Consider the following 23469-nt stretch of genomic DNA (forward strand, 5'->3'; position numbering starts at 1 on the left):
GGATGGCTGGAACGGTATATCCTATACTGCCTGGTGCTGTAGCAATTTTCTTCGCGTTTCTGGTCTACGGCTGGTTCTTCAGCTTTGATCCGTTTGGTGTGTGGTTCTGGATCATCCAGATTCTGATTGTTGTTGTGTTGTTTGTGGCTGATTATGTCGTCAGCGCATGGGGTGTGAAGAAGTTCGGTGGCTCCAAGTTATCGACCACGCTGAGTACCATTGGTGTTATCATTGGCCCATTTGTCATTCCGGCATTCGGACTGGTGTTGGGGCCATTTATCGGTGCTTTTATCGGGGAACTGATCGGAGGGTCTACACCTTCCAAAGCGTCGAAAGTTGGATTTGGTTCCGTCGTGGGGCTATTTACGAGTACTGTGATGAAAATTATTTTGCAAATCGTCATGATTGTTCTCTTTATTATCTGGGTGGTAAGATTCGCCTAAACGTTCAGGATTAGCTTTCAACGGGATGCACGTCCGGTGTGGAGGAAAGAAGGGGAATTGGTTTGTCTAAGAAAGAAACATTCATTAGGGGTACGCTCATTCTGGCGGCAGCTGCGCTGATCGCAAGAGTACTCGGATTGGTTCAACGGGTGCCGCTGGAGCATATCCTCGGAGATGTTGGTAACGCATCGTTTACGATCTCCAATACGGTATATTTAATGCTGTTAACTGTAGCAACGGCGGGCATACCGAGTACACTTAGTAAAATGGTATCGGAACGTTATGCGCTCGGACGCGCGAGTGAAGCTCAACAGATCTACCGTGCAGCCCTGATCTTTGCCGCTGTTGCCGGGGTAGTCATGTCTGCTTTGTTGTGGTTCGCGGCACCTTATTATGCTACGTATGTCTCCAAAGTACCGGAGTCAGTCAGCGCCATTCGCGCCTTGGCTCCAGCCTTGCTGCTGTTCCCGGCTATTGCGATGATGCGTGGATATTTCCAGGGACGCGGCAACATGACAGCGGGTGGTATTTCACAGATTGTGGAACAGTTCGCCCGTGTAGGTACAGCCATTATCGTGGCTTATGTCATGCTGCAATGGAATTATGATGACCAGACGATTGCTGCGGGTGCTTCATTTGGTGGAGTATTAGGAAGTGTGGGTGCCTTCGGTGTCATGCTGTACTTCACCTTGAAGCTGCGTCGTAGCGACCGTGCGGCCCAATTGAATTACGAGCGTGCAGAGCAGTTACCGATGCGAGGCATCTACAGTGATATCTTCAAGCTGTCTATTCCAATTGTGCTGTCCTCACTTGCAGTTCCAGCCATTAACTTCATCGATTCATCCCTTGTGGTACCACTGCTTAGTGGCCAGATCGGACTCGAAGAAGCGACTGGTGTACTTGCGATCTTGGGTGCTAAAGCTCAAAGTATTGCGGGTATTCCTCCGATTCTGGCTATCGCTTTGAGTCAATCCTTGGTGCCTGTCATATCGGCAGCATTTGCCCGAAAGGATGAAGCGCATCTGAAGAGTCAGGTTACACTTGCGTTGCGTATTTCGATTCTGACAGGTATGCCGATTGTCATTGCACTTTGTGCAGCAGCGTATTCGGTCAACGGATTGCTGTTTACCAATCTGGATGGAACGCCGATCATTGCCTTGTTAACATTCGGCACCATTTTCCAGATTACGATGATGACTACCAACTCCATTTTGCTTGGGGTAGGTAAACCGAGGATTACGATGATCAGTGTCGCAGCGGGTGTTGTGGTCAAGCTGATTGCAAGTCTGATCCTCGCGCCGATGTTTGGCATTTACGGCATCATTATTGCAACAGCCCTTTGTTTCCTGGTCATCACATACCTTAATCTGCGGGTTCTTCGCAAAATCGTTGATTTCTCCATCATGGGAGATCGTTGGAAAGGATTTATCATTACGGTCTTGCTTGCAGCAGGTGTAGGATTTGCAACGAACTGGATCGGGAATATGATCTTTGGACTGTTCCTGCCAGCGCGTGTATCCTTCTTGTTTACCTGCTTTGTGGTTGGTATGCTTGTTGTTGTGGTGTATCTGGTTCTCATGGTTGTGCTGCGTGTACTGCGCAAGGACGAGCTGGGCAGTTACCCCCGTATTCTGCAAAAAATTCTTCGTCCACTTATGCGTCTTCAACGTGGTACTGGGCAAAGAGGATAACCTTCACGAAATATCTAGGCCTCATCATTCGGTCAAAATACGATACAAGCTCTGTTTGCTGTTGAAGCGGACAGGGCTTTTTTGTATATCTAAAGCGAGCTGAGCGACTGAGTTGGACAGTAGGCAAGCAAGCCTAAATTCGCTGTACTTCGGGTGTTCGCATGATCTGGATTAACCTGTTCTATGTGATCTTTACAATTAGTGTGTGATGGCTTTCGCATCATGAGCCAGTGCTGTTTTCAACATGCCATACCGGTGTTCGTGACTCATCTCAAACAGCCATGGCCGACGTGGTGCCGTCAGATAACCGAGACAATCCCGAGTCTGAAGCCAGTCATGTCTGGTGATTGGTTCATAAGGCGTGTCCCCCCATACGGAGAGAAGTTCCGGACTATATAATCGTTGCCCTTCTGGAAGCCATTCTTCATCAAGTAACGCCTGAGCGTATAATGTATGATCACCCGCCTCGTCTTCACGATGGGTAAACAGGCCAGGCCAATATTCGGCACGTGAGCCACGATGAGGAACCGAATGTGTGAACTCCAACACTTGTGAGTGTACTTGCTCCACGCCAAACAACAGAGCATATAGCCCTTTACCAAACATGATTCGCTCATCCAGCTTGCCAAAATGTTCAATGACGCGTCCTGCGAGTCCTGCTCCCCGTCCAAGAGGGAAGACGATATGATTCAGACCCGCCAGATTATGCAGATGGAATGCGGGTTTGGATAGTACTTCTTTTTGAAAATAAGGATGCTGCACCACCCGGCTCTCGATATAGTTCTGCTCATTAATAATTAATGCCACACTTAGCAGTGAACTGCACCGTTCCAGCCAAAAGCGTTCCCAAAACGGCGTCATAAACGCCGATACGTGAAAGTGCGACAAGAGATGGAAACAGCTTCGTCGGATCCGGCGGCTGTTCATATACAGCAGAAGCTGTGGGTAGGCATCTTGGAAAATGAGTGCATTGCATCGCTCCAGCAGCCGATACATATGCTCGCGATCGCTATGATTCTGCAGATTATGCATTAAGTCACTCTGAAGATCTGTCATGTGATATCCGCCGTTGCGAGAGACCATATGAGCTAATAGAGCCCAGTGCAGTTCAGGATATTGCTCATAACATTCCAGATAGGCTGCTGTGCGGGTGATATTACTCCGATTGTGCTCCTGAGTCAGTGTCTTAATCTCTTCCAGAATGATGCAATCTTCTTCGCAGACGAGTGCGCTCTGAACCTGGTCCGTGCGTGCAAAAGACTTGCCGCTGGCAGGTAACAAACGCTCCACCTCAGATTGCAGGGCAGCTGCCGTATCGGTATCCCACTCGATGTCACGCAATGGGTGACGAAGCTGTGCAGAAGCTTGCCATGCAGCCTGTTTGCCACGCCAGATTTCCCGGGCAGCACCCGGAATGGAACGGACCATCTGCAGGAGGGACCCGTGATGTTGTTCGCTGGAAGAATCGGTTCTGGTGGAAGTCATGATGTGACATCCTTTCATGATGTTCTGGGTTTAAATTCACAGACCATGTGGTTTATTCTAAGTATGCGCTGATTATTTGACTTCCACTCGCCAATTTGCTTCACTTAGGGTAAGACAAGGTACAGAAAGGGAGATGAACCGAATGGAACAGATTACTTCCAAACCGGCTTTTGATGTAGCCATCCAATCCCCGCGTTTGACGATTGCCGTATTCAAGGCAGACTGGTGTGGTGACTGCAAATACATCGATCCGTTTATGCCTGAGGTTGAAGAGAAATATGCACGTGAACTGACCTTGATTGAGGTCGACGTGGATCAGGTTGGAACCGTTAGTGAAGAGCAGAATATTCTTGGCATTCCGAGCTTTGTGGCGTATACAGATGGCCGCGAACTCGTACGGTATGTGAACAAGCTGCGCAAGTCGAGAGAAGAGATTGAGCAGTTCCTGGATCGTGCAGTTGAGGTGTACAACACGATCCATAAATAATGTTATATAAGTTCAACTAATGAATATTTACACAGACACTCCGATGACAGAATAACCTTTTGATCGCTGTTATCCCCAGATTTCTTTGATCCCTTTTATAAAGGGGGAAATCCGGGGATAAAGGCGAAGCATATGCTTCCGATGCAGCTTTCTTTCAGAAAGCTTTTAGCTCCGCTTCTTCTGGTTATTTCTGTCCTCTCCGTTATTGTGTAAATGTTTCATTGAACTTATATAAAGTATGACAGGTTCATGTTGTAAAAGGGTATAATAAAAAGAACGCCATTTCTCTTGAAATAGGGAAATGGCGTTTGTGTGTTCGACTTGTTCTATGTAAGAAACGTTTATGTACATATCCTCAATGACTTGCGGGTCATTATTTCACCAGACGTTAACATTTTGTCACAAAGCGCGACGTCAATGAACATTTTATCCGGTATAATGAATTTAGTTGTGAAATAAGTGTCAAAGTACCGAAACAAGCGGAGAATATTCTTCGCCATCTTAAACCAACAGCGGGTGAGAAAAAATTGAAACATTTAACTTTGTTTAAATGGTTAACCGTATTAACCTGTCTTGTCATGTTTCTGGCCACTTTTGGTGGAGGCATCGTAACCAAAACGGAATCGGGCCTTGGCTGCGGAACGGAATGGCCTTTATGTAATGGAAAACTCGTTCCAGCACATACTGTGGCTTCACTTATTGAATATTCCCATCGCGCTGTAAGCGCACTGGCTGGATTGTTGTCCATTGCCTCGTTTGTTGCTTTTCTGCGGTTCGGCAAGTCACGCCGTGACCTGCAATTGTTTTCTTTCTTAACCCTGGTATTTGTTATCGTCCAGGGAATCATGGGGGCTTTTGCCGTTGTCTTCTCCCAATCTTCAGCAGTCATGGCACTGCATTTTGGCTTTGCGCTGATTGCTTTTGCCAGTTCCCTAATGATGGCCTTGGGCATAAGGCAGGAGGCCAAAGATGGCGGATTGGAGCGCCTGAATAAATACCCTCGGGTTAGCAAAAAATTCAGGAATCTGGTCTGGTTCTCCACCATTTACACATATCTCGTGGTATACACGGGTGCATTTGTGAGCCACACGGATTCTGCCGGCGGATGTTCCGGATTTCCGCTCTGTAACGGGCAGATTATTCCTGAGCTTTCGGGTGGGGTAGCGGTTGCCTTTGCTCACCGTGCAGCAGCTGCATCGCTCGTGATTGTTATCGCAATCCTGGGTCACTTCGCTTACCGAAATCATCCGGACAACAAGGAAATGCGCACCCTTGGCGTGGTATCCGTTGTTCTTATTCTGTTGCAAGTAGTCATTGGTATTTTCATGATGGTGACAATGAACCGTCCGGAAGTATACATGTTCGTAGCTCTCGCTCATATGCTGGATATCGCCATATTGTTCGGAGTCTTAACGTATATGAGCTTCCTGGTGTACAAGCTGCATCGCCCGGCTAATCGGTTCTAAGATATAGATCCATTCTTTTTCCAAAGGTAATTGGGCTAAACTTGAAAGTCCACCATCCAGTGATGTACATCATTGGACAGGTGGACTTTGTTTGATGTCAGGGGGATCAGGGCAACCTATGGCAAGCAGCAATTACACGGAATGGATGATGTGTTACGTTTACGGTGATGAATTCTTGTTGATTTTGGAAAAGAGGAGGTTAGCTATGCTGCGAACGTTGTTGGGGGAAAAGCCACGTATAAACGAAGGTAAATTGAAGGCAGCGATAGACGTAATGGCGCATACGCTTGAGCTATTTCAACGACAAATGCATGTGGACCATGATCCCAAGCATGACTATCGGAAACTATATGTGTGGACTCAGGGGCTCATCTCCTCACTGGATGAACTGGAGCAAAGCTGCTTCGCTGCTGCTCATTTTCGCAAAAAGGTCGTTGCAGGTTCAACGGATGATATGACGCCGACTGAAAAAGCCGAGTATGCTCGGTATGTGTATTTTTACAAGGATGGCTTCATTCGCTGCTTTGCCATTCTGGATAAGGTCGGCACCGTATTGAATGAAATATTCCAACTGAATACTTCAAATACCAAAGCGCATTTTTCTTATTATACTGTGTTAAGGCAGTTCGATTATGCGAGGGAGCATCATGATCTGGCGTTGCAATTAATACAGATCAAGGACTCTTATCGTGAGCCGATGAGCAAGCTGCGCAAACGACGTAATATGGAAATTCACTACATGAACTCCGAAATGCACGATGACCTGTGGCAGTTACACCAGACCTTGCAAGGTAAAGTGAAATTGGAGGATCTGAATCAGCATGTGCAGGAAATGCGTCAGGGCGTTGATATGGTCTGTGAAACGTTAACAGCCTCTTATAGTTACATCAACAGAATATGGAAAAGAAATAATTCCCTTTGACAAATCGGAATACTTGGAATATACTGAGTTTCAATCGAAAGTTACACGGATATAACTGATATTTCAAAAGTTACGTTCACATTATAAAGCATAAACTACATGAACTTATAAAATCCTACAACAACATATTTCTTATCGAGAGCGGCGGAGGGACAGGCCCGATGAAGCCCGGCAACCGATTTGTAGCGACATGATACATGTATCATTCGTTATAGATGTTAGGTGCTAATTCCTACAAAATGGTGCAAGGCACGATTTTGGCAGATGAGAAGGTATATTCTTTCACGTGAAGAGCCCTCTTTGTATCTGCAAAGGGCTCTTTTTTGTACTTAAAGGGGAGTTTTCCTTTAGATCGGGTAAAGATACATGTAGGTGGTTGGAAAGGGGCAAGTGCGATTGATTGAATTAAAAGGTTTAACAAAAACGTACGGCAAAGGGAAAAAATCTACAACAGCGTTATCCGAGCTGAATTTGAGCATCCAAAAGGGTGAAATCTACGGAGTGATTGGTCATTCCGGAGCGGGCAAAAGCACATTGATTCGCTGTATTAATTTGCTGGAACGGCCTACGCAGGGTGAGGTATGGGTTGACGGAATCAACCTGACTGAACTGAGCAAAACCGAATTGCAGCAACAGAGACGCAAAATCGGGATGATTTTTCAACACTTTAATCTGTTATCCTCGGCAACGGTATATGACAATGTGGCTTTTCCACTAAAACTTGTGAATACACCCAAGGATGCCATTGATCGCAAAGTGAAGGAAATGCTCGCACTGGTTGGTCTGGAGCACCATAGCAACAAATATCCGGCTCAATTATCGGGTGGACAGAAACAACGTGTAGGGATTGCGAGAGCACTTGCAAGTGATCCAAATGTACTTCTCTGTGATGAGGCTACTTCAGCACTTGATCCACAGACGACAAATTCAATCCTGAAGTTATTACTCGACATTAATGAAAAGTACAACCTCACGATTGTTCTGATTACACATGAGATGCATGTCATTCAGAACATCTGTGACAAGGTAGCTGTCATACATCAAGGTGGCATTGTGGAACAGGGACCTGTAACAGACGTGTTCCTGAAGCCGCAGCATACGATTACGCGGGACTTCATGATGCGTGACCATGAAGCTGGACTTGCTCTGGAAGAGACCGCTCTGGCGAATGCAGGCGTTGAGTTGCAGGCAGGTGTTGCTTCCAAACTTGTGAAGATATCCTTTCTGGGTAACAAAACGTATGAAGCGATTTTGTCCAGGACGGTACGTAAGACGGGTGTGGATTTTGCCATCCTGCAAGGAACGATCTCTACGATTAAACAGGTTCCTTATGGACAGCTGACCGTTCGGTTTGAGGGTGATTCAAATGCGATTGATCGGACGATATCAGAATTAACCGCTGAGGGACTTGATGTGGAGGTGCTTCGTTAGATGGATTTTTCAACCGTACGTTGGGAAGAGGTTGGTAAAGCCTCCATTGAGACACTGCAAATTTTGGGTGTATCAGGCTTGTTTACCGTTATCTTAGGTTTACCGCTCGGAGTTCTGCTGTTCATGACGGCTAGATCGGCTTCGATCAAGTCACGGGCAGTGTACACTATACTATCCCTGATTGTGAATATTTTGCGCTCAGTCCCATTTATCATATTGATTGTTGCTCTTATTCCATTCACTCGTATACTCGTCGGTACAGCTACGGGGGTGCTCGGCGTTATACCCCCTTTGGTTATTTCAGCAGCTCCTTATTTTGCTCGATTGGTGGAGAAGACGTTGCGAGAAGTTGATCGGGGTGTCATTGAAGCGGCACAGTCGATGGGTGCATCGACCGGACAGATTGTAAGACGGGTGTTACTGCCTGAGGCACTCCCTGGACTGCTTGCGGGTATAACGATCACCATTGTTACGCTCGTCTCCTATACGGCGATGGCGGGCATGGTTGGCGGTGGAGGTCTGGGAACACTGGCAATCAACTATGGATACTTCCGTTATCAAAATGAAATCATGATTATATCCGTAGTGTCGATGATCATTCTTGTGCAAATTCTCCAGATGGCTGGAGATCGCTTGGTTACATTTTTCACCAGGAAATAACACATAGATAACATGATGGATATGCATTTATGCGGTCGCCACATGAAAAAAATGATTAGAGAAGGGGTTTTACACATGAAAAAATGGTCTTTTGCTTTACTTAGTCTTATGTTGATTGCGGTTCTCGCAGCTTGCGGAAACAACAAGGACGCCGATAGCGGCGCAGACAATTCAGCAGGTGCACCACGTACGGTTGAATTGAAAGTTGGAGCTTCACCTACACCACATGCAGAGATTCTGGAAAGCATCAAGCCTGAGCTGGAAGCACAAGGTATTCGTTTGCAAGTCGTTACGTTTAATGACTATGTACAACCCAACCAGCAACTTGCTGATAAAAAATTGGATGCAAACTTCTTCCAGCATCAGCCTTATCTGGACACAGAGAATAAAGAACGTGGATTCAACCTCGTTACTGTAACACCTGTTCATGTTGAACCTTTTGGCGGATACTCCAAAAAGATTAAGTCTTTGGATGAATTGGCTGACGGCGCAAAAGTAGCAATTCCGAATGACCCATCCAATGGTGGACGTGCACTGTTGCTGCTCGCGAAGGAAGGCATCATTACGCTGAAAGACAACACAAATATCACATCTACGATTCAAGATATCACAGCCAATCCGAAGAACCTGGATATCATCGAGCTGGATGCAGCTATGATGCCTCGTCAATTGGATGAAGCGGATCTGGTATTCATCAACGCCAACTATGCGCTTGAAGCGAACCTGAATCCCGCGAATGATGCTTTGTTGATCGAAGATCTGCAAGGTAACCCATACGCGAACATCCTCGTTTCCCGTGAGGACAACAAGGACGCAGATGCGATTCAGAAGCTGGCTGCTGCTCTGCACTCCGAAGAAGTGAAAACATTCATCAAAGAACGTTATAAAGGTGCAGTTGAACCTGCAACTGAATAATATTACGGAATGTATGAAATGTGATGAAGCTTGTGAGTAAAAGCTGTATGTCTCTCTAATGGAGACATACGGCTTTTTAGATTTCGCGTGCCCAGAGGCATGCATGATCTTGTTGGTGGAAATCAACAGAGGTTATCGTTTATCTGATGTATCAACGTTAGATGGATGCCCAGATTGGCCCGATGTCCATCTTCTGTTTTTTCATGTTCGTGTTAAGATCCTTTCAAGTTATATCCTCGACAGTACCATAGGTGTTCGATTTCAATCAAGATATATTTGGAATTAAAGGTGGATAATCCCTTGTGGATAAGCGAGTTGTAGGAGGACGATAAATCTTTTATACTGGATAGTGACTGCTCTTTGAAGAGGGGGATGAACGTGAAGGGAAAGATTGCCCTCATAACGGGAAGTGCCAAAGGTCTTGGTAAAATGACGGCCCTCAGTCTGGCAGATCAAGGGTGTCATATTGCCCTCAACTATGTACACAGCAGAACAGAAGCTGAGGCTTTAAAGGCTCAGATTATAGCCAAGGGTGTGCGGTGCATTGCCATCCAGGCTGATATATCCAAGGTGGAAGATATCTCTTCATTGGTTGAGCAGGTGGAAGGCAACCTGGGCAGCATTGATATTTTGGTGAATAACGCGGGTCCATTTGTCCGTGAACGACGATTATTTGCGGATTATTCTGAAGCTGAGGTCCAGATGCTTGTGCAGGGTAATCTGTTGGGACCGATGTTACTGGATCAGCGTGTATTGCCAGAGATGAGACGCAAGCAATGGGGACGCATTATCCATTTTGGCTTCAGTCATGCTGGAGAAGCGAGATCCTGGCCTCATCGCGCCGTATATGCGGCTGCCAAGGTGGGTCTGGTATCTTTTACAAAGACACTCGCGGTTGAAGAAGCTCCGTATGGAATTACGGTTAACATGGTATGTCCAGGTGACATTCGTGGTGCGAACAAAGAGAAAACGATTGATGAAATGGCAGGCATCACCGACGAGGAAACGCCAAGAGGGCGACCAGGCAGCGGTGAAGATATTGCACGAGTGATTACGTATCTGTGCCTTGATCATTCCGATTTTATAACAGGTAACATTATGGATGTATCTGGAGGACTTGATCCGATTCGTCCAACCATACAGCGCGAGGATACTTAAAAGGTGAATTGAAGGATTGTACGTGGAAACGGGTCAAGGTGACTGTGAACATGGACTCTCTGCATATGCACACAAAAAAAGAGCCCTCCGCTTCATGCGAAGCGAAAGGCTCTTGAGGTTTATTTCGTGAAGGATTGATTAGAATACTTGTACGACTTCTTGTACACCCTCAACTTCTTCGAGAAGGGCACGTTCAATCCCGGCTTTTAAGGTAATGGTGGAGCTTGGGCAACTGCCGCAGGCACCGACCAGTTTCAGCTTAATGATGCCGTCCTCCACGTCGACCAGTTCCACGTCACCGCCATCGCGCTGCAGGAACGGACGAAGTTTATCAAGCACATCAGATACCTCATCATACATGGTGCTTTGTGCGTTTTCGCTCATATTGTTCAACTCCTTTCCTTCCTATATTATATTACAAATGGCCACAAATTAAAATGGTCAAACAAAGCAGGTGAACTTAAATGAGACCGATTATTGAATTTTGTGCCAATAATATGCATTTTGGCACAGATGAAGTCATGGATCAACTGGAAGAAAATCCAGACTATGACGTGATTGAATACGGCTGCCTCACCAACTGCGGCCAATGTTCTATGACTCCATTTGCACTGGTGAATGGCGAAGTTGTCATCACGGACAAAGTGGAAGATCTATATAACGCTATTCTGGCCAAAGTTGCCGAAGCCGATGTCTGGGACGAGCTCGATCTCGACTAACCGAGATGGCGCTTGGACATCCATAGCACACCACTTTTCAAAATACGAGGTACACGTCCCATCATGGACGTTTTGCCCATCAGCCCAAACCCAGACTTCTTGCCGAGTGCACCCAGTGTGCCACGAAGCTTGAGTGGATGTGGATTGGGCTTTTCGCCTTTCCAGAGGGCATGCTGAATATGGGCGATCTGCTCACCCTGTACTTCCGCAGCTTGACCGCTAGGTGCATAAGGTACACTGGCACAGTCACCAACGACATACACATCGGTATATTCCGGGATTTGGTAGTATTCATTCAGGACGACACGTCCTTGAGGGTCTTTGGTCACGTCCAGATCCTGTACTACTTTTACGGGCTGAATGCCTGCAGTCCACACGACAGCATCCGTTAGAATCTGTTCATCCCGGTTATAGATAGCATTAGGTTCAACGCGTGAAATGGCGATATGCCCGCGTGTCTCTACCTGATGTTCGTTGAACCATTCATGCACATACACGGATAGACGTTGCGGGAAGGCTGATAATACACGCTCACCACGATCCAAAATGCTGATGTTCAGATCCGGTCTGCTCTCACGAAGTTCGGCTGCCATCTCGACACCACTTAATCCTCCGCCTACGATATGCACATTGCCATAGGCTTTGACTTCATTAAGGCGCAGGTAAGTCTCGCGTGTTTTGCTAAAGCTCTGAATGGTACAGCTGTAGTCTTCGGCGCCTGGTGTATTGTGGAAACGGTCTGTACAACCAAGTCCAATCACAAGCTTGTCGTACACGAGCGGGTCTTGGCCTTCAAATTCAATCTGACGCTGTTCCAGGTCAATCGAAGTAACTTCTCCATAACGGTAAGTGACTTTATCGCTCACTGGAAATTGGATACGCAGGTCATAATCGGATACGGTTCCTGCTGCGAGTGCGTAATATTCGGTCTTTAATCCCTGAAAGGGGCTGCGGTCCACCAAAATAATTTGTGTATCGGATGGAATTTTACCCTCCAGAAGTTCCTTGATGATGGTGAGGCCGCCATAGCCGCCTCCAAGAATGACGAAATTTTTCATGACTCGGCTTCCTTTCTACATCAGTCCCACTGAAATGGGGCTGTAAACTGTGGAGCAGCTATGCAATAACATAGCTGCTCCTTTTGTTTGGATTTGAACAATTGAAAAGGTGACATTGAAAATTAAAGATATCATTTAGCAGTTTGCACCACTCGAAATCAAACGTCTCCCTATAAAGAAAGCTGGGTTCTGGAGTGGTGCTGGTGCAATATTAGTTGTGGATGGAGTTATATCCTATTCGTACACTTGAATTTCATTGTAGAACGTATCACGTTCTACCGGAATACGTCCTGCACCCTTAATGAGCCATATGAGCTCTTTACGTGTAAGGCCTTCAGGTGTGAGTGCACCTGCCGCATGGCTAATTCGTTCGCGAACAATCGTGCCGTGTGCATCTGAAGCACCAAATCCAAGGGCGACTTGAGCCAGCTGTGGACCGATGTTAATGAAGTATGCTTTGATATGATCGATGTTATCCAGCATCAGACGGCTGATCGCAATCGTTTTGAGATCCTCATAAGCCGAGTTACGACGCATAATACTCGCGTTTTTACTTTTTGGCTGCATGGAAAGTGGGATAAAGACCATGAATCCGTTGGTCTCGTCTTGCAATTCACGGATCTGTACCATATGGTTGACGCGGTCCTCATAGGATTCGATCGATCCATACAACATCGTAGTATGTGTACGCATGCCGAGATCATGAGCTGTACGGTGCACCTCAAGATAACGATCCACGTTGGCTTTGTCTACACGCATTTTTTTGCGATATTCATCCGAGAGAATCTCAGCGCCGCCACCAGTCAATGTTTTCAGACCTGCTTTTTGCAGCTCTTGCAGAACTTCTCTGATACTGAGTCCGCTAATCCGGGTGAAGAAATCAATCTCGGCTGCCGTGTAAGCTTTCAGTGTAACATCCGGATATTTCTCGTTTAAAGCACGCAGGGAATCGACATAATATTGAAAAGGAACATGGTTGTTATGTCCGCCTACGATATGGAACTCACGTACGCCTGGATGAATATGCTGTTCCACATAATCGATCATTTCCTGACCGGATAATGTATAAGAGCCTTCTTCGCCCTGGTCTTTGCGGAAATTACAAAAAGCGCAATGGGCTTCGCATACGTTCGTAAAATAAAGACTCATGTTTTCGATGAAATATACTTTCTTACCATTCTTCCGCAGGTTGGCCTCATTGGCCAGCTGGCCCAAAGTCAACAGATCATCTGTTTCATACAGATATACGCCGTCTTCTACGCTCAGCCTTACGCCGTTCTGCACTTTCTCAACGATTTCAGCCATTTTTTTGTCTGTGAACGGTGTTACCAATGTAGACATACTGTTTCCTCCTGTTCTTTACCGGAATTGAGTTGTGTGTAGGACCTGCTTACAGAACTACATAGCAAAGATGCGGTCAACTGCCGCCTTCTTAGTTGGACTAACTCTTATTTACCCGGTGCAGCGTGTGCTGCATATGAAAGCTAAATTTTTTCAAAAAATGGAGTCGGTTGACTCATATATGCATTGGGGACTGCGTTGCAGTCTCGAAATGTGAAAAAAATTACAACTCCAATTATGACCATCGTCTGAATAAGTCATGACAAAATATCGACATTTCAGGGCGACCACCTATTCATTATAAACCTCGTATCCCGGGGGTTCAATACACTGGGAAGAAAAAGGAGTAGAGGGGGAACGCGGAAAGAGGCAAACATGACTTGAGACCCTTGACGGGGTGGAGTATAATTTAAAGAAGAGTTAATGAAAGGTTGTTCAAAAAGTACGCTTTTGATTACGAAGGATGCCTAGCGGCATCTCAGCGTCGAATATGGGATTCAGCCGAAATGTCCGTTGCTCACGTAGTTTTGCCTACGCTCCGCTACTCCATTTCTATCTTCATCCCATCTTCTTGGTACTGAAAAGCGCCCTTTTTGAACATGATTTTATATGAAAAAGGAGAGTGACCTGGCATGATTAACATCAGCGAAACGGCTGCTGACAGATTGAAAGAGATGCTTGCACAGCAAGAGACACCTGGTATGTTCCTGCGTCTTGGCGTAGCACCGGGCGGTTGCACCGGATTTTCGTACGCCATGGGCTTTGACGATAAAGAGTCCGATGAGGACCTGTATATGGATATTCAGAACATGAAGGTTGTAGTTGAGAAGGAAAACCTGAAATACCTGGATGGACTTGAAATTGATTTTGAAGAGTCCGGTATGACGGGTGGGTTCACCATCCATAATCCGAACGCGGTAGCCACTTGTGGTTGTGGATCTTCTTTCCGTACGAAGGAAGACGCGGGTGTGCCGGATAAGGATTGCTGATCTGACGCGGGTTTGAGCGTGTTATAAGACGCTCGATGGACGCAAGCCTGTAACGGTAGCCTTAACGGTGCAGATTGTGAATTGCGTAGGTATTTCGGTAGGTTAACAACCCCGAACGATGAACGTTATCAATCCTTGAAATGGCATTTCAGGGTTGTGAATCACGGCCTCTATGGCGTATTAGTCTCGTACTAATTACGTTATGGAGGTCTTTTTGTTAACGAGAACGGCGGCGCGCGTGATGTAAAGTTGTTCCCGGAGCTTACATTAGAGCGAGCGTTAGACCTTATAATCAACGCGAAGAAAGTGGAGGGACTGCGCGAAAGGACGCTTATGGATTACAGGAAGCATTACGGTTACTTTGTGAACGTAAACCAGTTATGAATGAATTTATTTTCTTAATTGATGGTGAGAAATACAACGAGAAGCGCATTAACGTTCAAAGAGTATCTGAACGAGGAAAAATAAAAGTATTCTGAACCGCAGCGGATAGCATTTCTGTTGCGTTTTTTTTGTTTATACCGTAGCGAAGGATTCCTTGCCACGTTGCAAGGAATCCTTCGCATGCGAGCGTGGTTATGTTGAAGTATATCGGAGTGAGTGGGGGAACGAGTTCATTTTTAACGGTGCCTCCGGAGTAGACAAGAAAAAGACGCAGTTATTATAGACTGCGTCCGGGTCTTGCGTATGTTGGCGGTAAGTGTTGGTAAACTATAGTTTCGGATGCTTGTTTCACAGGTTATTCTGAACCTATGTTATTATCAGAAGATGTCCCTTCTTCAAGATGAAGAATTTCAACTGGGAAGTGCTCCTTTATGTCGGGCGGTAACATTTCAAGAGCTGCTCCACCTAATGCTTTTACAGTATTTGGGTTTCGACGACTCCAAGTATATACTTTAGTTGTAAAAGCTTTTACCCAATTTCCTTTAGTGAATGAGTCGAGTTGATTTTTTAAAAGTTCGATTTCTTTAGAAAGATTCGCCATCTCTTGGTTGAGTTTGTTTTTGTCTTGATGTTCTTCTTCTAGTTTAACTTTAAATGTTTCCTCTAACTTTGTTAATCTTATCGCTAATTCTTTCGATTCGGATGATGTGAAAAGAACGTCCTTATCTATTTTATCTACAGATGATTCTATCCGTTTCAAAGTTTCTTCGAAAATTTTGTGTTTTTCTTCCAATATCCGATTAGATGGAGATAGATTCATATCCGTTTCCATTAGATCAAGCCAGTTTTTTATAGAGGTTATTACTCCCCAAGTGTCCTTTTTTGAGTGGTTTTCCTTATCCAATATACTACCAGGAGATTGCTCTATTTCTATAACGCCATTACTTCCAATTGTAATACTCATCTTATATTTTTTGTTAAACCTATAAATAATTGATATGACAGCATCGTCATAACTTTGACTTTCGAGAAACTCAAAATCTTCCGATGAGAATACCCCTGTGTCTAACGCTTGTTGGAATTTAATTTTAGTAGCTGTATTTAAGGCCATCTGTTAATACTCCTTCATCTCATAGATTTCGTATAGAGGGCTATTTAGATTTAACCTGATTAGTGATTCGGTTTATTGATACTTGGAATGACTCAATAATGTCCTCAACTGATACTCTAATACATGGCACAATTTATCGACAGACGAGGAAATCCGCAGAGATATCGTGGACCTGAACGATCTAGTCGGCTGATGGATAGCGTAGGATTGCTGTACGATACCGGACAGAGTAGCGATGAGTGGGTATTAAAAAAACTACACCGTGCTCCTGGCGGATGGCCACGGGTAAACTTCGGGGTTGGACGACTACATAACGAATGCATACTGCACGGATGGCCGGCTGTATAAACTGCCAGTAGGTTACGGCCGATATACGCCTTTAGTCCGCGCAGTTATACGGTTTATGAGCATATAGGAGTGGGAATGTATATGCAATGAATAACGCGGGATTGATAATCACATATCCGCAATCCTTTGCTACGGTATATTTATGCGGTAAGCAAGATGGTTAAACGGAACGGAATTGTGTGACCCCCAAGGGCCCATACGCAAGTCATCGAGGTACAACAACCTGACCACTAAAAAAGTGGCGCAGTTCCCACTCCAATGAGGTCTGCGCCGTTTCTACGTTTTATGCTTCGTTTTTTAATCCAATATTGCTTCTATATGATTTGTGAACCATATCCTTCACAAATTCTACCAAATCTAAGTCGGGATCACGTTCGATAGCGTCATACACATATTTGATGCTCAGGTTTAGTGGGACTTTGTATACGTCAATCTGAGCGCTCTTACTCCCGATAGAAGTTGGTGCGGTTGATATCCCAGCTCGACTTAGCGCATCGAACACATTACGGAACGCATCAGTTACATTTTCTTGAGCACGACGTATTTTTATCTGCCTGTCTGCTCTCTCTTTAACGATTTTTTCTTTTTCTTGATTCGCTAGTTCTAACATTTCAACAAGATTCAACCGATTGACCACCCTTCACATATATTCTACTACTTATATATTTTACCACGTGAAATATTGTAAATCTACTAAACAACTGCTTGCCACGTAGTTTAAAACCTTGTTGATTTGTCCACGCCCACTAGGGTAGAGTGCGGTTAACGAGATTATGCGTCATAGTGGCGCGTGATTAACAAGTAGTCGTGTGGATTCACAATCCCGCCCACATGCCAGAAACAGCGTAGTGACGGACGTTAAGCCTTCCTAATAGCTAAGCGTAAATTCACCATCCATAATCCGAACGCGGTAGCCGCTTGTGGCTGTGGATCTTCTTTCCGTACGAAGGAAGACGAGGGTGTGCCGGATAAGGATTGTTAAGAACTGAATTGTTCAGCGGTTTCCCAATCTTGTTTTAAAATAAGCAGTTTGCAATCCCTTTAATAGATAGCCTCTGAATTGTATCCGTTTAGCACGGGCATGATATCAGGGGCCTTTTTGCGTATACTGATGCACATGGTTGACAAACTTAGTTGTAACAACTATAGTTACATTATGAAGTTTAAACATAAACAATATCGCAAAAACAATATCGATAATTACAAAGGAGAGATCATGATGAACATTGCAATCATTGGTGCAACAGGAAAAGCAGGAAGTGTAATTTTGAAAGAAGCAGCAGACAGAGGGCATAAAGTAACGGCAATCGTTCGTAATGCATCCAAATTGGAAGATAAAAGCCTGAATACGCTGGAGAAAGATGTATTCGATCTTACAGCTGAAGATCTTAAAGCGTTTGATGTGGTTGTAAATGCTTTTGGTGCTCCAGCGGGTAAAGAAAACCTGCATGTGGAAGTAGGACAAGCGTTAATCAACATTCTGAAGGATGCCCCAAACACTCGTCTGATCGTTGTGGGTGGAGCAGGAAGCCTGTTCACAGACGAGTCCAAAACATTGCGTGTCTTTGAATCCCCGGGATTCCCGGATGCTTACAAAGCAACTGCAACGAACCAAGGCCAAAACTTGCAGGATCTGCAAGCATCTTCGGGTATTCAATGGACATTCCTGAGCCCAGCTGGATTCTTCAATCCGGAAGGCGTACGCACCGGCAAATATCAAGCAGGCAACGATGTTATTCTCGTGAATAGCGAAGGCAACAGCTACATCAGCTATGCAGACTATGCAATTGCTTTGGTTGACGAGATCGAGAATCCACAACACCAAAACGAGCGCTTTACTGTTGTTGGCGAAGTGAAGTAACACTTTTAAATTATCATATTGAACATATAAACGGACGCTGATCTACCACAGATCGGTGTCCGTTTTTTATGTTATCGAAGAGGGAAGTGCTGCAATAACGTTAGACAGGGCGAGCTGCCAAAAACACCTGAAGAAGCTATTGCGATACAGAACAGCAGATCACCAGACGGGTGGGATATTCCACTGTATGACAAGGATGGTGAAACCGTAATTGGTGTGTTTCATGTTGGAGGAGAGTAAAAGTAAAGTAGATGTGAAGTAACCAACTGTGTCCGATTGGTTGCTTCTTTGTTCATTCACCTAACGGCCAGGGAAAATGCAACATTTTTCCTGTTAAACAGGTCAATAAAGATGTACGAAATAACGTCATGAGAAGAAGGTGGGAAAACTGAAGCTTCGTATATTCACGTTAATATTTTTTATATCTAGCGTGTTCTTTATCTCAAATGCACAAGATGTTAACGCTTTGTCATGTGCCGAATCGGGAGGTCCCCAAGAACAGTTAGAAATATATGATGGAGCTGTTTATGGTGAAGTAAAGCAAGTAAAGGTCGACTTGAAGCAAGAGGGATTTACGGGGACCAAAGAGAAAATTAGTTATATTTTAGTGGAAGTTGAGAGGAGTTGGGATACTGAAGTTGACTCTCAACTAATTATTGCAACTAACTTCACATGGGGATTTGATTTCAAGGAAGGTAACAAATACTTAATATACTTTAGCGAATTGGATGGTGAATTAAGTAGTAGTCCGTGCAGTTTGACGATCGAAATGAATAATCTTAATCAAGCAACTGAGCTATTCGGGGAAGGATTTCCACCAAAACAACAAGTGAACGTAGAACACAAAATGTGGTTTATGTTTGAGCAAGATATTGATTTGTTTATCGTAGGTCGTATTTGCGGCGATCTTTATCTTCTTCATGAGAGTAAGAAAGAAAAAGCGCAAAGTATAATATGGTTGCGCTAAACGGGGAATTTAGCCCAAAGAAAAAGTCATTTGAACTAGGCATGGATTCCTGTATGACCTATTACCCCCTTTACTTAAACGAGGATCGAGGCGTATAATCCGTTGAGATATCAGAGCAATAAGAGGGGAACTAGTTATGAATAATGGATTAATCAACGCGATCATTGCGTATATTATGTGGGGAGTTCTCCCGCTGTATTGGAAGTTGTTTGAAAATGTACCAGCGGGCGAGATTTTATCGCACCGGGTCGTCTGGTCATTTGTCTTTATGGGAATTTTCGTTGCCGTCCAACGTCGTTGGGGGGACATGAAGCGCATTCTGACCAGTCGTTCGACCCTGCTGTCCCTTACCGCAAGTGGACTGCTAATTGCTATTAATTGGCTTATCTTCATCTGGGCAGTTAACAACGGTCATGTCGTTGAGACAAGTCTGGGCTATTATTTGAACCCGTTACTGAATGTGCTGCTGGCGGTTGTCTTCCTTCATGAAAAGCCAAACCGTGGACAATGGCTCGCGATTGCCATCGCTGGTGTCGCGGTGCTTATCATTGCTATCGACTACGGACGTTTCCCATGGGTTGCAATCTCGCTGGCCGTGTCATTTGGCTTGTACGGTCTTGCGAAGAAGAAGATTAAGCAAGACGCTTCTGTGGGTTTATTTTCGGAGACAGCTGTAGTTCTGCCCGTCGCGCTAGGCTACTGGATCTACTTGGCCATCGTGGGAAAAGCCACGGCATGGACGCTGCCTGCGCCGATGTTCTTCGAGCTGTTACTTTCCGGTGTGGTGACGGCGCTGCCGCTGCTGTTCTTTGCACGGGCGGCTGCTCGAATGTCGTTGTCCACACTAGGTTTCGTACAGTATATTGGACCGACAATCATGCTGATCCTGAGTGTGTTTGTGTTCAAGGAAACGGTCTCGCCAGTCCTGCTTGTTGGTTTCGCGCTGATCTGGATAGCACTTATCGTATACGCTGCCGCATCCATGCGTGCTACGAGACTTGCTAAGGTAAGCTGAACATAGAGGTATTCTGGTATCGCCATCATTGCTCTGTCTGCCAATAAGGTGGACAGGGCAATTTTCGTTTGTGGGGAAACGATGGAACGACAAAAACTATGAAGGCAGCTGATCAACGTTATGGTAAAATACAGGGTAGTAACCAAAAAGAGTAATCGAAAAACGAGGAGGCGACAGATATATGATGGTTAATAACGGTTACCGCAAACGTGATCCATTCTTTGTAAAGAAGGCTGTAGTTCAGATACTATTTCAGTTTGCAGTTTCAGTAATAATCGGTAGTATATATGGGTTCATGATGGTCAACGAGACGATAGGTGGATATATTAATAAACTATTACCAAGCACGGATGGTCCGGATCTTCATTTATATCTGCCCGTTGTGATAACGGTGTTCATCTACTCGTGTTTTATTCAGAAGAGACAACGGATTTTACTTGAAAAAATCTCATTTAGTTGTCTACATATTTTTATTGCCCTGCTAGGCTGTATTTCTTCAGTTGTTGTGTTATTGGTGATCTAAACCAAATCCTAAGTATTTACACCTTCAGCCCCATCAACTGCATCAATGACACCGACAGCGAGTGTTGTTACCGCAGCAGCGGCTAAAAGATTCTTGGCACCAAGCTTCACTCTGTCCTTATCTTCCTCTTTCATGCCCACAACAACATCTTTACCGCTGTTATATACATACTTGGCTGATATCGCTACACCTTTTGCAGTATTGGTTACAGCACCTCCAATATCGGCAAGCCCCGCGTCTATAACGGTATCATCTTTTCGAATTGCACCACTGGCAAGATCATATGTCCCACTAGCCAGTTGTCCAACGGTTTTGCCTGTATTAATTGTGGCTTTCTCCACACCGTTTCCGATTTCTTTGATAAAGGGGCTTCCCGCTATTTCACCAACAACCCTCACGCTGCCGCCCAACACTTTCCCGGTAACTTCCCCAGCTAACTGACCGAGCCCTTTTAAAAAACTCATCCTTATGTCTCCTCTCCAATAAAAAGTTGATCCTATGTGTTATCTCAATAAACTTATTATATTCATATGTAAGCCAAAAGAACATCAGTCTCCAGCCCGAGTGGTGCACCCCTCCTCGATTGATCGCGCCACGCTTTAGAAGTGCCCGATCCCGGAACGTCCAGCACGCTGCATCCTAAGCGCACTTCATCACAAAAAGGCGCTACTCCCACCGGGAACAGCGCCTAAAGCCCTTGTTTTACCTTACTACTTACCATTTGACTACACACGGTTTTAGAAGTGTCTCAAGGAGCAGCAACGTAGTGGAGGGGGCGGAATCGATTCTGAAGAAGCGGAGCGGTCGCCTTTATCCCCGGATTTTCCCCAATAAGGGGAATTCATAAAATCTGGGGATAACAGCGATCATAAGAACGATCCGCCACCGGAACGCCCACCACGCTGCAACCTCAAAGCACTTCATCACAAAAAGGCGCTACTCCCACCGGGAACAGCGCCTCAAGCCCTTGTTTTACCTTACTACTTACCATTTGACTACACACGGTTTTAGAAGTGTCTCAAGGAGCAGCAACGTAGTGGAGGGGGCGGAATCGATTCTGAAGAAGCGGAGCGGTCGCCTTTATCCCCGGATTTTCCCCAATAAGGGGAATTCATAAAATCTGGGGATAACAGCGATCATAAGAACGATCCGCCACCGGAACGCCCACCACGCTGCAACCAATATAATTCTACCCACCGTACCTAGTCAATAAATCCTTCCATGACAGCCGTCGGCATCATATTGGACTGCCATGCGCCTTTGCCGTAGCCGCCGTTGTATCCTGGTGTAGCCTGAGGCTCCCAGTAGAATACACCTTTACCTTTGCCATTTGGCAGATTGCGGATTTGGTTTTTCATCGCAGCAACAAAGCTTTTACCAGCTGCAGCCTGGTTATTGTCCATGCCAATTTCGGAGATGATGATCTCTTTACCATAACGGTTGATCATATCCTTGGCATTGTTTACCGTGTTCGTCACAGCTGTATTCCAGCCGGAAGCCGAAGGGTAGAGGGACATGGCGATCATGTCAAAGTTAGCTCCGTTGTTGATCAGACCACCAATATTCCATACATAGAGGGCGTTATCATCTCCACCTGCCAGATGCACGATAGTTTTGGTGCCGCTGCTCAGGGATTTCACTGCGTTATGGCCTGTGTTCACCAGCCACGCATAGTTTTTCATGTTGGTGGATGCTTTACCATCTTCCCATAACATGCCGTTGCTTGTTTCATTACCGATTTGAACCCAGTCAGGGGTAACGCCTTTGCTTTGCATCGCCGTCATAACATCACGAGTGTGGTTCCATACTGCATCCATGAGCTGTTGGAACGTATAGTTTTTCCAAGCAGCAGGTTTGGTTTGTTGACCAGGGTCTGCCCAGGAATCGCTGTAGTGCAGGGTAAGCATCACACTCATGCCAGCATTCTTGGCACGTTGTGCGAGTGCAGCCGCACGATCCTTGTTCATGTAACCGTTCCCATAATCATTCGAAGGATTAACAAAGACCCGAATGCGAACGGAGTTGATTTGATAGTCTTTTTTCAAAATATCAATGATGTCGCGCTGTACCCCGTTTTTATCTTTCCATTTGTAGCCTTGAGCTTCCATTCCGGGAACCCAACTGATGTCGGCTCCTTTGGCGAAACTTGGTGCTGCGCTGGCATGCTGACCTGCGGGCAACATGATGGAGGTGAATAACAAAACAAAAGCCAACATGATGGATGTCTTGAAACCCCTTACATTTTTGAACATTACAAGATGCCTCCTCGGATTTAGGTTGAGTTGCATCCTAATTATAGCCATCCTGGTTTGCTCTACTAAAGGGTCCATTTCCAACATTTTGGGTGTTTTCTCAACCTCTCTACAGAAAAAGAGAAAACAAAAAGCCGTCCGAAGACGGCTTTTCTACCCGTGGCGCTTTTTGAAACATTGATCCGTATCCCGCGCCTCCACCAGACTCATTTTATTTTGAGCTAGTGGATCGGGTAAGGGACA

General features: G+C 45.3%; 22 protein-coding genes, 1 pseudogene and 1 riboswitch. Of the genes and pseudogenes, 15 read left to right on the forward strand and 8 right to left on the reverse strand.

Going from position 1 to position 23469, the window contains the following annotated elements; genetic code table 11:
• Positions 1-2 precede the first annotated feature (2 nt).
• Positions 3-443 (forward strand): DUF456 domain-containing protein, encoded by a 441-nt coding sequence (locus tag J7E78_RS07590; protein ID WP_215075826.1) that lies wholly within the window; start codon positions 3-5, stop codon positions 441-443.
• A 62-nt stretch (positions 444-505) separates the two neighbouring features.
• Positions 506-2134 (forward strand): putative polysaccharide biosynthesis protein, encoded by a 1629-nt coding sequence (locus J7E78_RS07595; RefSeq protein WP_215075668.1) that lies wholly within the window; start codon positions 506-508, stop codon positions 2132-2134.
• 198 nt (positions 2135-2332) lie between these two features.
• Here the strand turns inward: J7E78_RS07595 and J7E78_RS07600 are convergent, their stop codons facing one another.
• Positions 2333-3619 carry a DUF2515 family protein gene (locus J7E78_RS07600; protein WP_215075669.1) on the reverse strand — a complete coding sequence of 429 codons (1287 nt, stop codon included), beginning with the start codon at positions 3617-3619 and terminating at the stop codon, positions 2333-2335.
• A gap of 142 nt (positions 3620-3761) precedes the next feature.
• Here J7E78_RS07600 and J7E78_RS07605 point away from each other — a divergent pair, with 142 nt between their 5' ends.
• The 7 genes from J7E78_RS07605 (at position 3762) to J7E78_RS07635 (ending at position 10658) form a co-directional block, all read left to right on the forward strand.
• On the forward strand, positions 3762-4106 hold the full coding sequence (locus J7E78_RS07605; RefSeq protein WP_017692403.1) for a thioredoxin family protein: 345 nt from the start codon (positions 3762-3764) through the stop codon (positions 4104-4106).
• Between the two features lie 527 nt (positions 4107-4633).
• Positions 4634-5572 (forward strand): COX15/CtaA family protein, encoded by a 939-nt coding sequence (locus tag J7E78_RS07610; RefSeq protein ID WP_215075670.1) that lies wholly within the window; start codon positions 4634-4636, stop codon positions 5570-5572.
• A gap of 205 nt (positions 5573-5777) precedes the next feature.
• The gene (locus J7E78_RS07615) at positions 5778-6494 is read left to right on the forward strand and encodes a Cthe_2314 family HEPN domain-containing protein (protein WP_215075671.1); all 717 of its coding nucleotides are present in this window, start codon (positions 5778-5780) and stop codon (positions 6492-6494) included.
• Between the two features lie 129 nt (positions 6495-6623).
• Positions 6624-6765: riboswitch (SAM riboswitch) on the forward strand.
• Positions 6766-6890: 125 nt separating this feature from the next.
• Positions 6891-7925, forward strand: a complete 1035-nt coding sequence (locus tag J7E78_RS07620; RefSeq protein ID WP_215075672.1) for a methionine ABC transporter ATP-binding protein — start codon at positions 6891-6893, stop codon at positions 7923-7925.
• Positions 7926-8585, forward strand: a complete 660-nt coding sequence (locus J7E78_RS07625) for a methionine ABC transporter permease (protein ID WP_215075673.1) — start codon at positions 7926-7928, stop codon at positions 8583-8585.
• 75 nt (positions 8586-8660) lie between these two features.
• A complete protein-coding gene (locus J7E78_RS07630) occupies positions 8661-9500 on the forward strand; it encodes a MetQ/NlpA family ABC transporter substrate-binding protein (protein WP_215075674.1) in 840 nt (279 codons plus the stop codon).
• A gap of 378 nt (positions 9501-9878) precedes the next feature.
• Positions 9879-10658 carry an SDR family oxidoreductase gene (locus J7E78_RS07635; protein ID WP_017692411.1) on the forward strand — a complete coding sequence of 260 codons (780 nt, stop codon included), beginning with the start codon at positions 9879-9881 and terminating at the stop codon, positions 10656-10658.
• Positions 10659-10796: 138 nt separating this feature from the next.
• Here J7E78_RS07635 and J7E78_RS07640 read toward each other — a convergent pair whose 3' ends face one another.
• A complete protein-coding gene (locus J7E78_RS07640; protein ID WP_053783253.1) occupies positions 10797-11042 on the reverse strand; it encodes a NifU family protein in 246 nt (81 codons plus the stop codon).
• An 80-nt stretch (positions 11043-11122) separates the two neighbouring features.
• On the opposite strand from J7E78_RS07640, the gene J7E78_RS07645 reads away from it, so the two are divergent.
• Positions 11123-11377: a YuzB family protein gene (locus J7E78_RS07645; protein WP_074096376.1), complete on the forward strand. Its 255-nt coding sequence runs from the start codon at positions 11123-11125 to the stop codon at positions 11375-11377.
• On the opposite strand, the gene J7E78_RS07650 is transcribed toward J7E78_RS07645, so the two are convergent.
• Positions 11374-12435: an NAD(P)/FAD-dependent oxidoreductase gene (locus J7E78_RS07650; RefSeq protein WP_036673332.1), complete on the reverse strand. Its 1062-nt coding sequence runs from the start codon at positions 12433-12435 to the stop codon at positions 11374-11376. The genes J7E78_RS07645 and J7E78_RS07650 overlap by 4 nt on opposite strands.
• A 234-nt stretch (positions 12436-12669) precedes the next feature.
• Positions 12670-13776, reverse strand: coding sequence for an aminofutalosine synthase MqnE (gene mqnE / locus J7E78_RS07655; protein ID WP_215075675.1), 1107 nt, complete (start codon positions 13774-13776; stop codon positions 12670-12672).
• Positions 13777-14408: 632 nt separating this feature from the next.
• Here mqnE and J7E78_RS07660 point away from each other — a divergent pair.
• On the forward strand, positions 14409-14765 hold the full coding sequence (locus J7E78_RS07660) for a HesB/IscA family protein (RefSeq protein WP_074096375.1): 357 nt from the start codon (positions 14409-14411) through the stop codon (positions 14763-14765).
• A gap of 739 nt (positions 14766-15504) precedes the next feature.
• Here J7E78_RS07660 and J7E78_RS07665 read toward each other — a convergent pair.
• Both J7E78_RS07665 and J7E78_RS07670 read right to left on the reverse strand, forming a co-directional pair.
• Positions 15505-16260 carry a hypothetical protein gene (locus J7E78_RS07665; RefSeq protein ID WP_215075676.1) on the reverse strand — a complete coding sequence of 252 codons (756 nt, stop codon included), beginning with the start codon at positions 16258-16260 and terminating at the stop codon, positions 15505-15507.
• A 631-nt stretch (positions 16261-16891) separates the two neighbouring features.
• Entirely contained in the window at positions 16892-17233 is a 342-nt protein-coding gene (locus J7E78_RS07670) for a hypothetical protein (protein WP_215075677.1), read from the reverse strand.
• Between the two features lie 261 nt (positions 17234-17494).
• On the opposite strand from J7E78_RS07670, the pseudogene J7E78_RS29305 reads away from it, so the two are divergent.
• The 4 genes and pseudogenes from J7E78_RS29305 to rarD all read left to right on the forward strand — a co-directional run.
• A pseudogene (locus J7E78_RS29305) lies at positions 17495-17590 on the forward strand (iron-sulfur cluster assembly accessory protein); the annotation flags it as partial.
• A 237-nt stretch (positions 17591-17827) separates the two neighbouring features.
• Positions 17828-18469, forward strand: a complete 642-nt coding sequence (locus J7E78_RS07675) for an NAD(P)-dependent oxidoreductase (protein WP_215075827.1) — start codon at positions 17828-17830, stop codon at positions 18467-18469.
• Between the two features lie 379 nt (positions 18470-18848).
• Positions 18849-19436: a hypothetical protein gene (locus J7E78_RS07680; RefSeq protein ID WP_215075678.1), complete on the forward strand. Its 588-nt coding sequence runs from the start codon at positions 18849-18851 to the stop codon at positions 19434-19436.
• Positions 19437-19572: 136 nt separating this feature from the next.
• Entirely contained in the window at positions 19573-20451 is an 879-nt protein-coding gene (gene rarD / locus J7E78_RS07685; RefSeq protein ID WP_215075679.1) for an EamA family transporter RarD, read from the forward strand.
• A gap of 531 nt (positions 20452-20982) precedes the next feature.
• On the opposite strand, the gene J7E78_RS07690 is transcribed toward rarD, so the two are convergent.
• Positions 20983-21438 carry a hypothetical protein gene (locus J7E78_RS07690; RefSeq protein ID WP_215075680.1) on the reverse strand — a complete coding sequence of 152 codons (456 nt, stop codon included), beginning with the start codon at positions 21436-21438 and terminating at the stop codon, positions 20983-20985.
• A 738-nt stretch (positions 21439-22176) separates the two neighbouring features.
• Positions 22177-23226 carry a glycoside hydrolase family 53 protein gene (locus tag J7E78_RS07695; protein ID WP_215075681.1) on the reverse strand — a complete coding sequence of 350 codons (1050 nt, stop codon included), beginning with the start codon at positions 23224-23226 and terminating at the stop codon, positions 22177-22179.
• Positions 23227-23469 lie beyond the last annotated feature (243 nt).

The sequence above is a fragment of the Paenibacillus polymyxa genome (assembly GCF_018614975.1).
GTDB lineage: Bacteria > Bacillota > Bacilli > Paenibacillales > Paenibacillaceae > Paenibacillus > Paenibacillus polymyxa_E.

What these genes read in the sequence shown, in the direction of transcription:
- J7E78_RS07665 (WP_215075676.1), bottom strand. Translation starts at nt 16,260, where the DNA reads ATGGCCTTAAATACAGCTACTAAAATTAAATTCCAACAAGCGTTAGAC.
- J7E78_RS07630 (WP_215075674.1), top strand. Translation starts at nt 8,661, where the DNA reads ATGAAAAAATGGTCTTTTGCTTTACTTAGTCTTATGTTGATTGCGGTT.
- J7E78_RS07600 (WP_215075669.1), bottom strand. Translation starts at nt 3,619, where the DNA reads ATGACTTCCACCAGAACCGATTCTTCCAGCGAACAACATCACGGGTCC.
- J7E78_RS07625 (WP_215075673.1), top strand. Translation starts at nt 7,926, where the DNA reads ATGGATTTTTCAACCGTACGTTGGGAAGAGGTTGGTAAAGCCTCCATT.
- J7E78_RS07695 (WP_215075681.1), bottom strand. Translation starts at nt 23,226, where the DNA reads ATGTTCAAAAATGTAAGGGGTTTCAAGACATCCATCATGTTGGCTTTT.
- J7E78_RS07605 (WP_017692403.1), top strand. Translation starts at nt 3,762, where the DNA reads ATGGAACAGATTACTTCCAAACCGGCTTTTGATGTAGCCATCCAATCC.
- J7E78_RS07590 (WP_215075826.1), top strand. Translation starts at nt 3, where the DNA reads ATGGCTGGAACGGTATATCCTATACTGCCTGGTGCTGTAGCAATTTTC.
- J7E78_RS07690 (WP_215075680.1), bottom strand. Translation starts at nt 21,438, where the DNA reads ATGAGTTTTTTAAAAGGGCTCGGTCAGTTAGCTGGGGAAGTTACCGGG.
- J7E78_RS07640 (WP_053783253.1), bottom strand. Translation starts at nt 11,042, where the DNA reads ATGAGCGAAAACGCACAAAGCACCATGTATGATGAGGTATCTGATGTG.
- rarD (WP_215075679.1), top strand. Translation starts at nt 19,573, where the DNA reads ATGAATAATGGATTAATCAACGCGATCATTGCGTATATTATGTGGGGA.
- J7E78_RS07615 (WP_215075671.1), top strand. Translation starts at nt 5,778, where the DNA reads ATGCTGCGAACGTTGTTGGGGGAAAAGCCACGTATAAACGAAGGTAAA.
- mqnE (WP_215075675.1), bottom strand. Translation starts at nt 13,776, where the DNA reads ATGTCTACATTGGTAACACCGTTCACAGACAAAAAAATGGCTGAAATC.
- J7E78_RS07660 (WP_074096375.1), top strand. Translation starts at nt 14,409, where the DNA reads ATGATTAACATCAGCGAAACGGCTGCTGACAGATTGAAAGAGATGCTT.
- J7E78_RS07645 (WP_074096376.1), top strand. Translation starts at nt 11,123, where the DNA reads ATGAGACCGATTATTGAATTTTGTGCCAATAATATGCATTTTGGCACA.
- J7E78_RS07650 (WP_036673332.1), bottom strand. Translation starts at nt 12,435, where the DNA reads ATGAAAAATTTCGTCATTCTTGGAGGCGGCTATGGCGGCCTCACCATC.
- J7E78_RS07675 (WP_215075827.1), top strand. Translation starts at nt 17,828, where the DNA reads ATGAACATTGCAATCATTGGTGCAACAGGAAAAGCAGGAAGTGTAATT.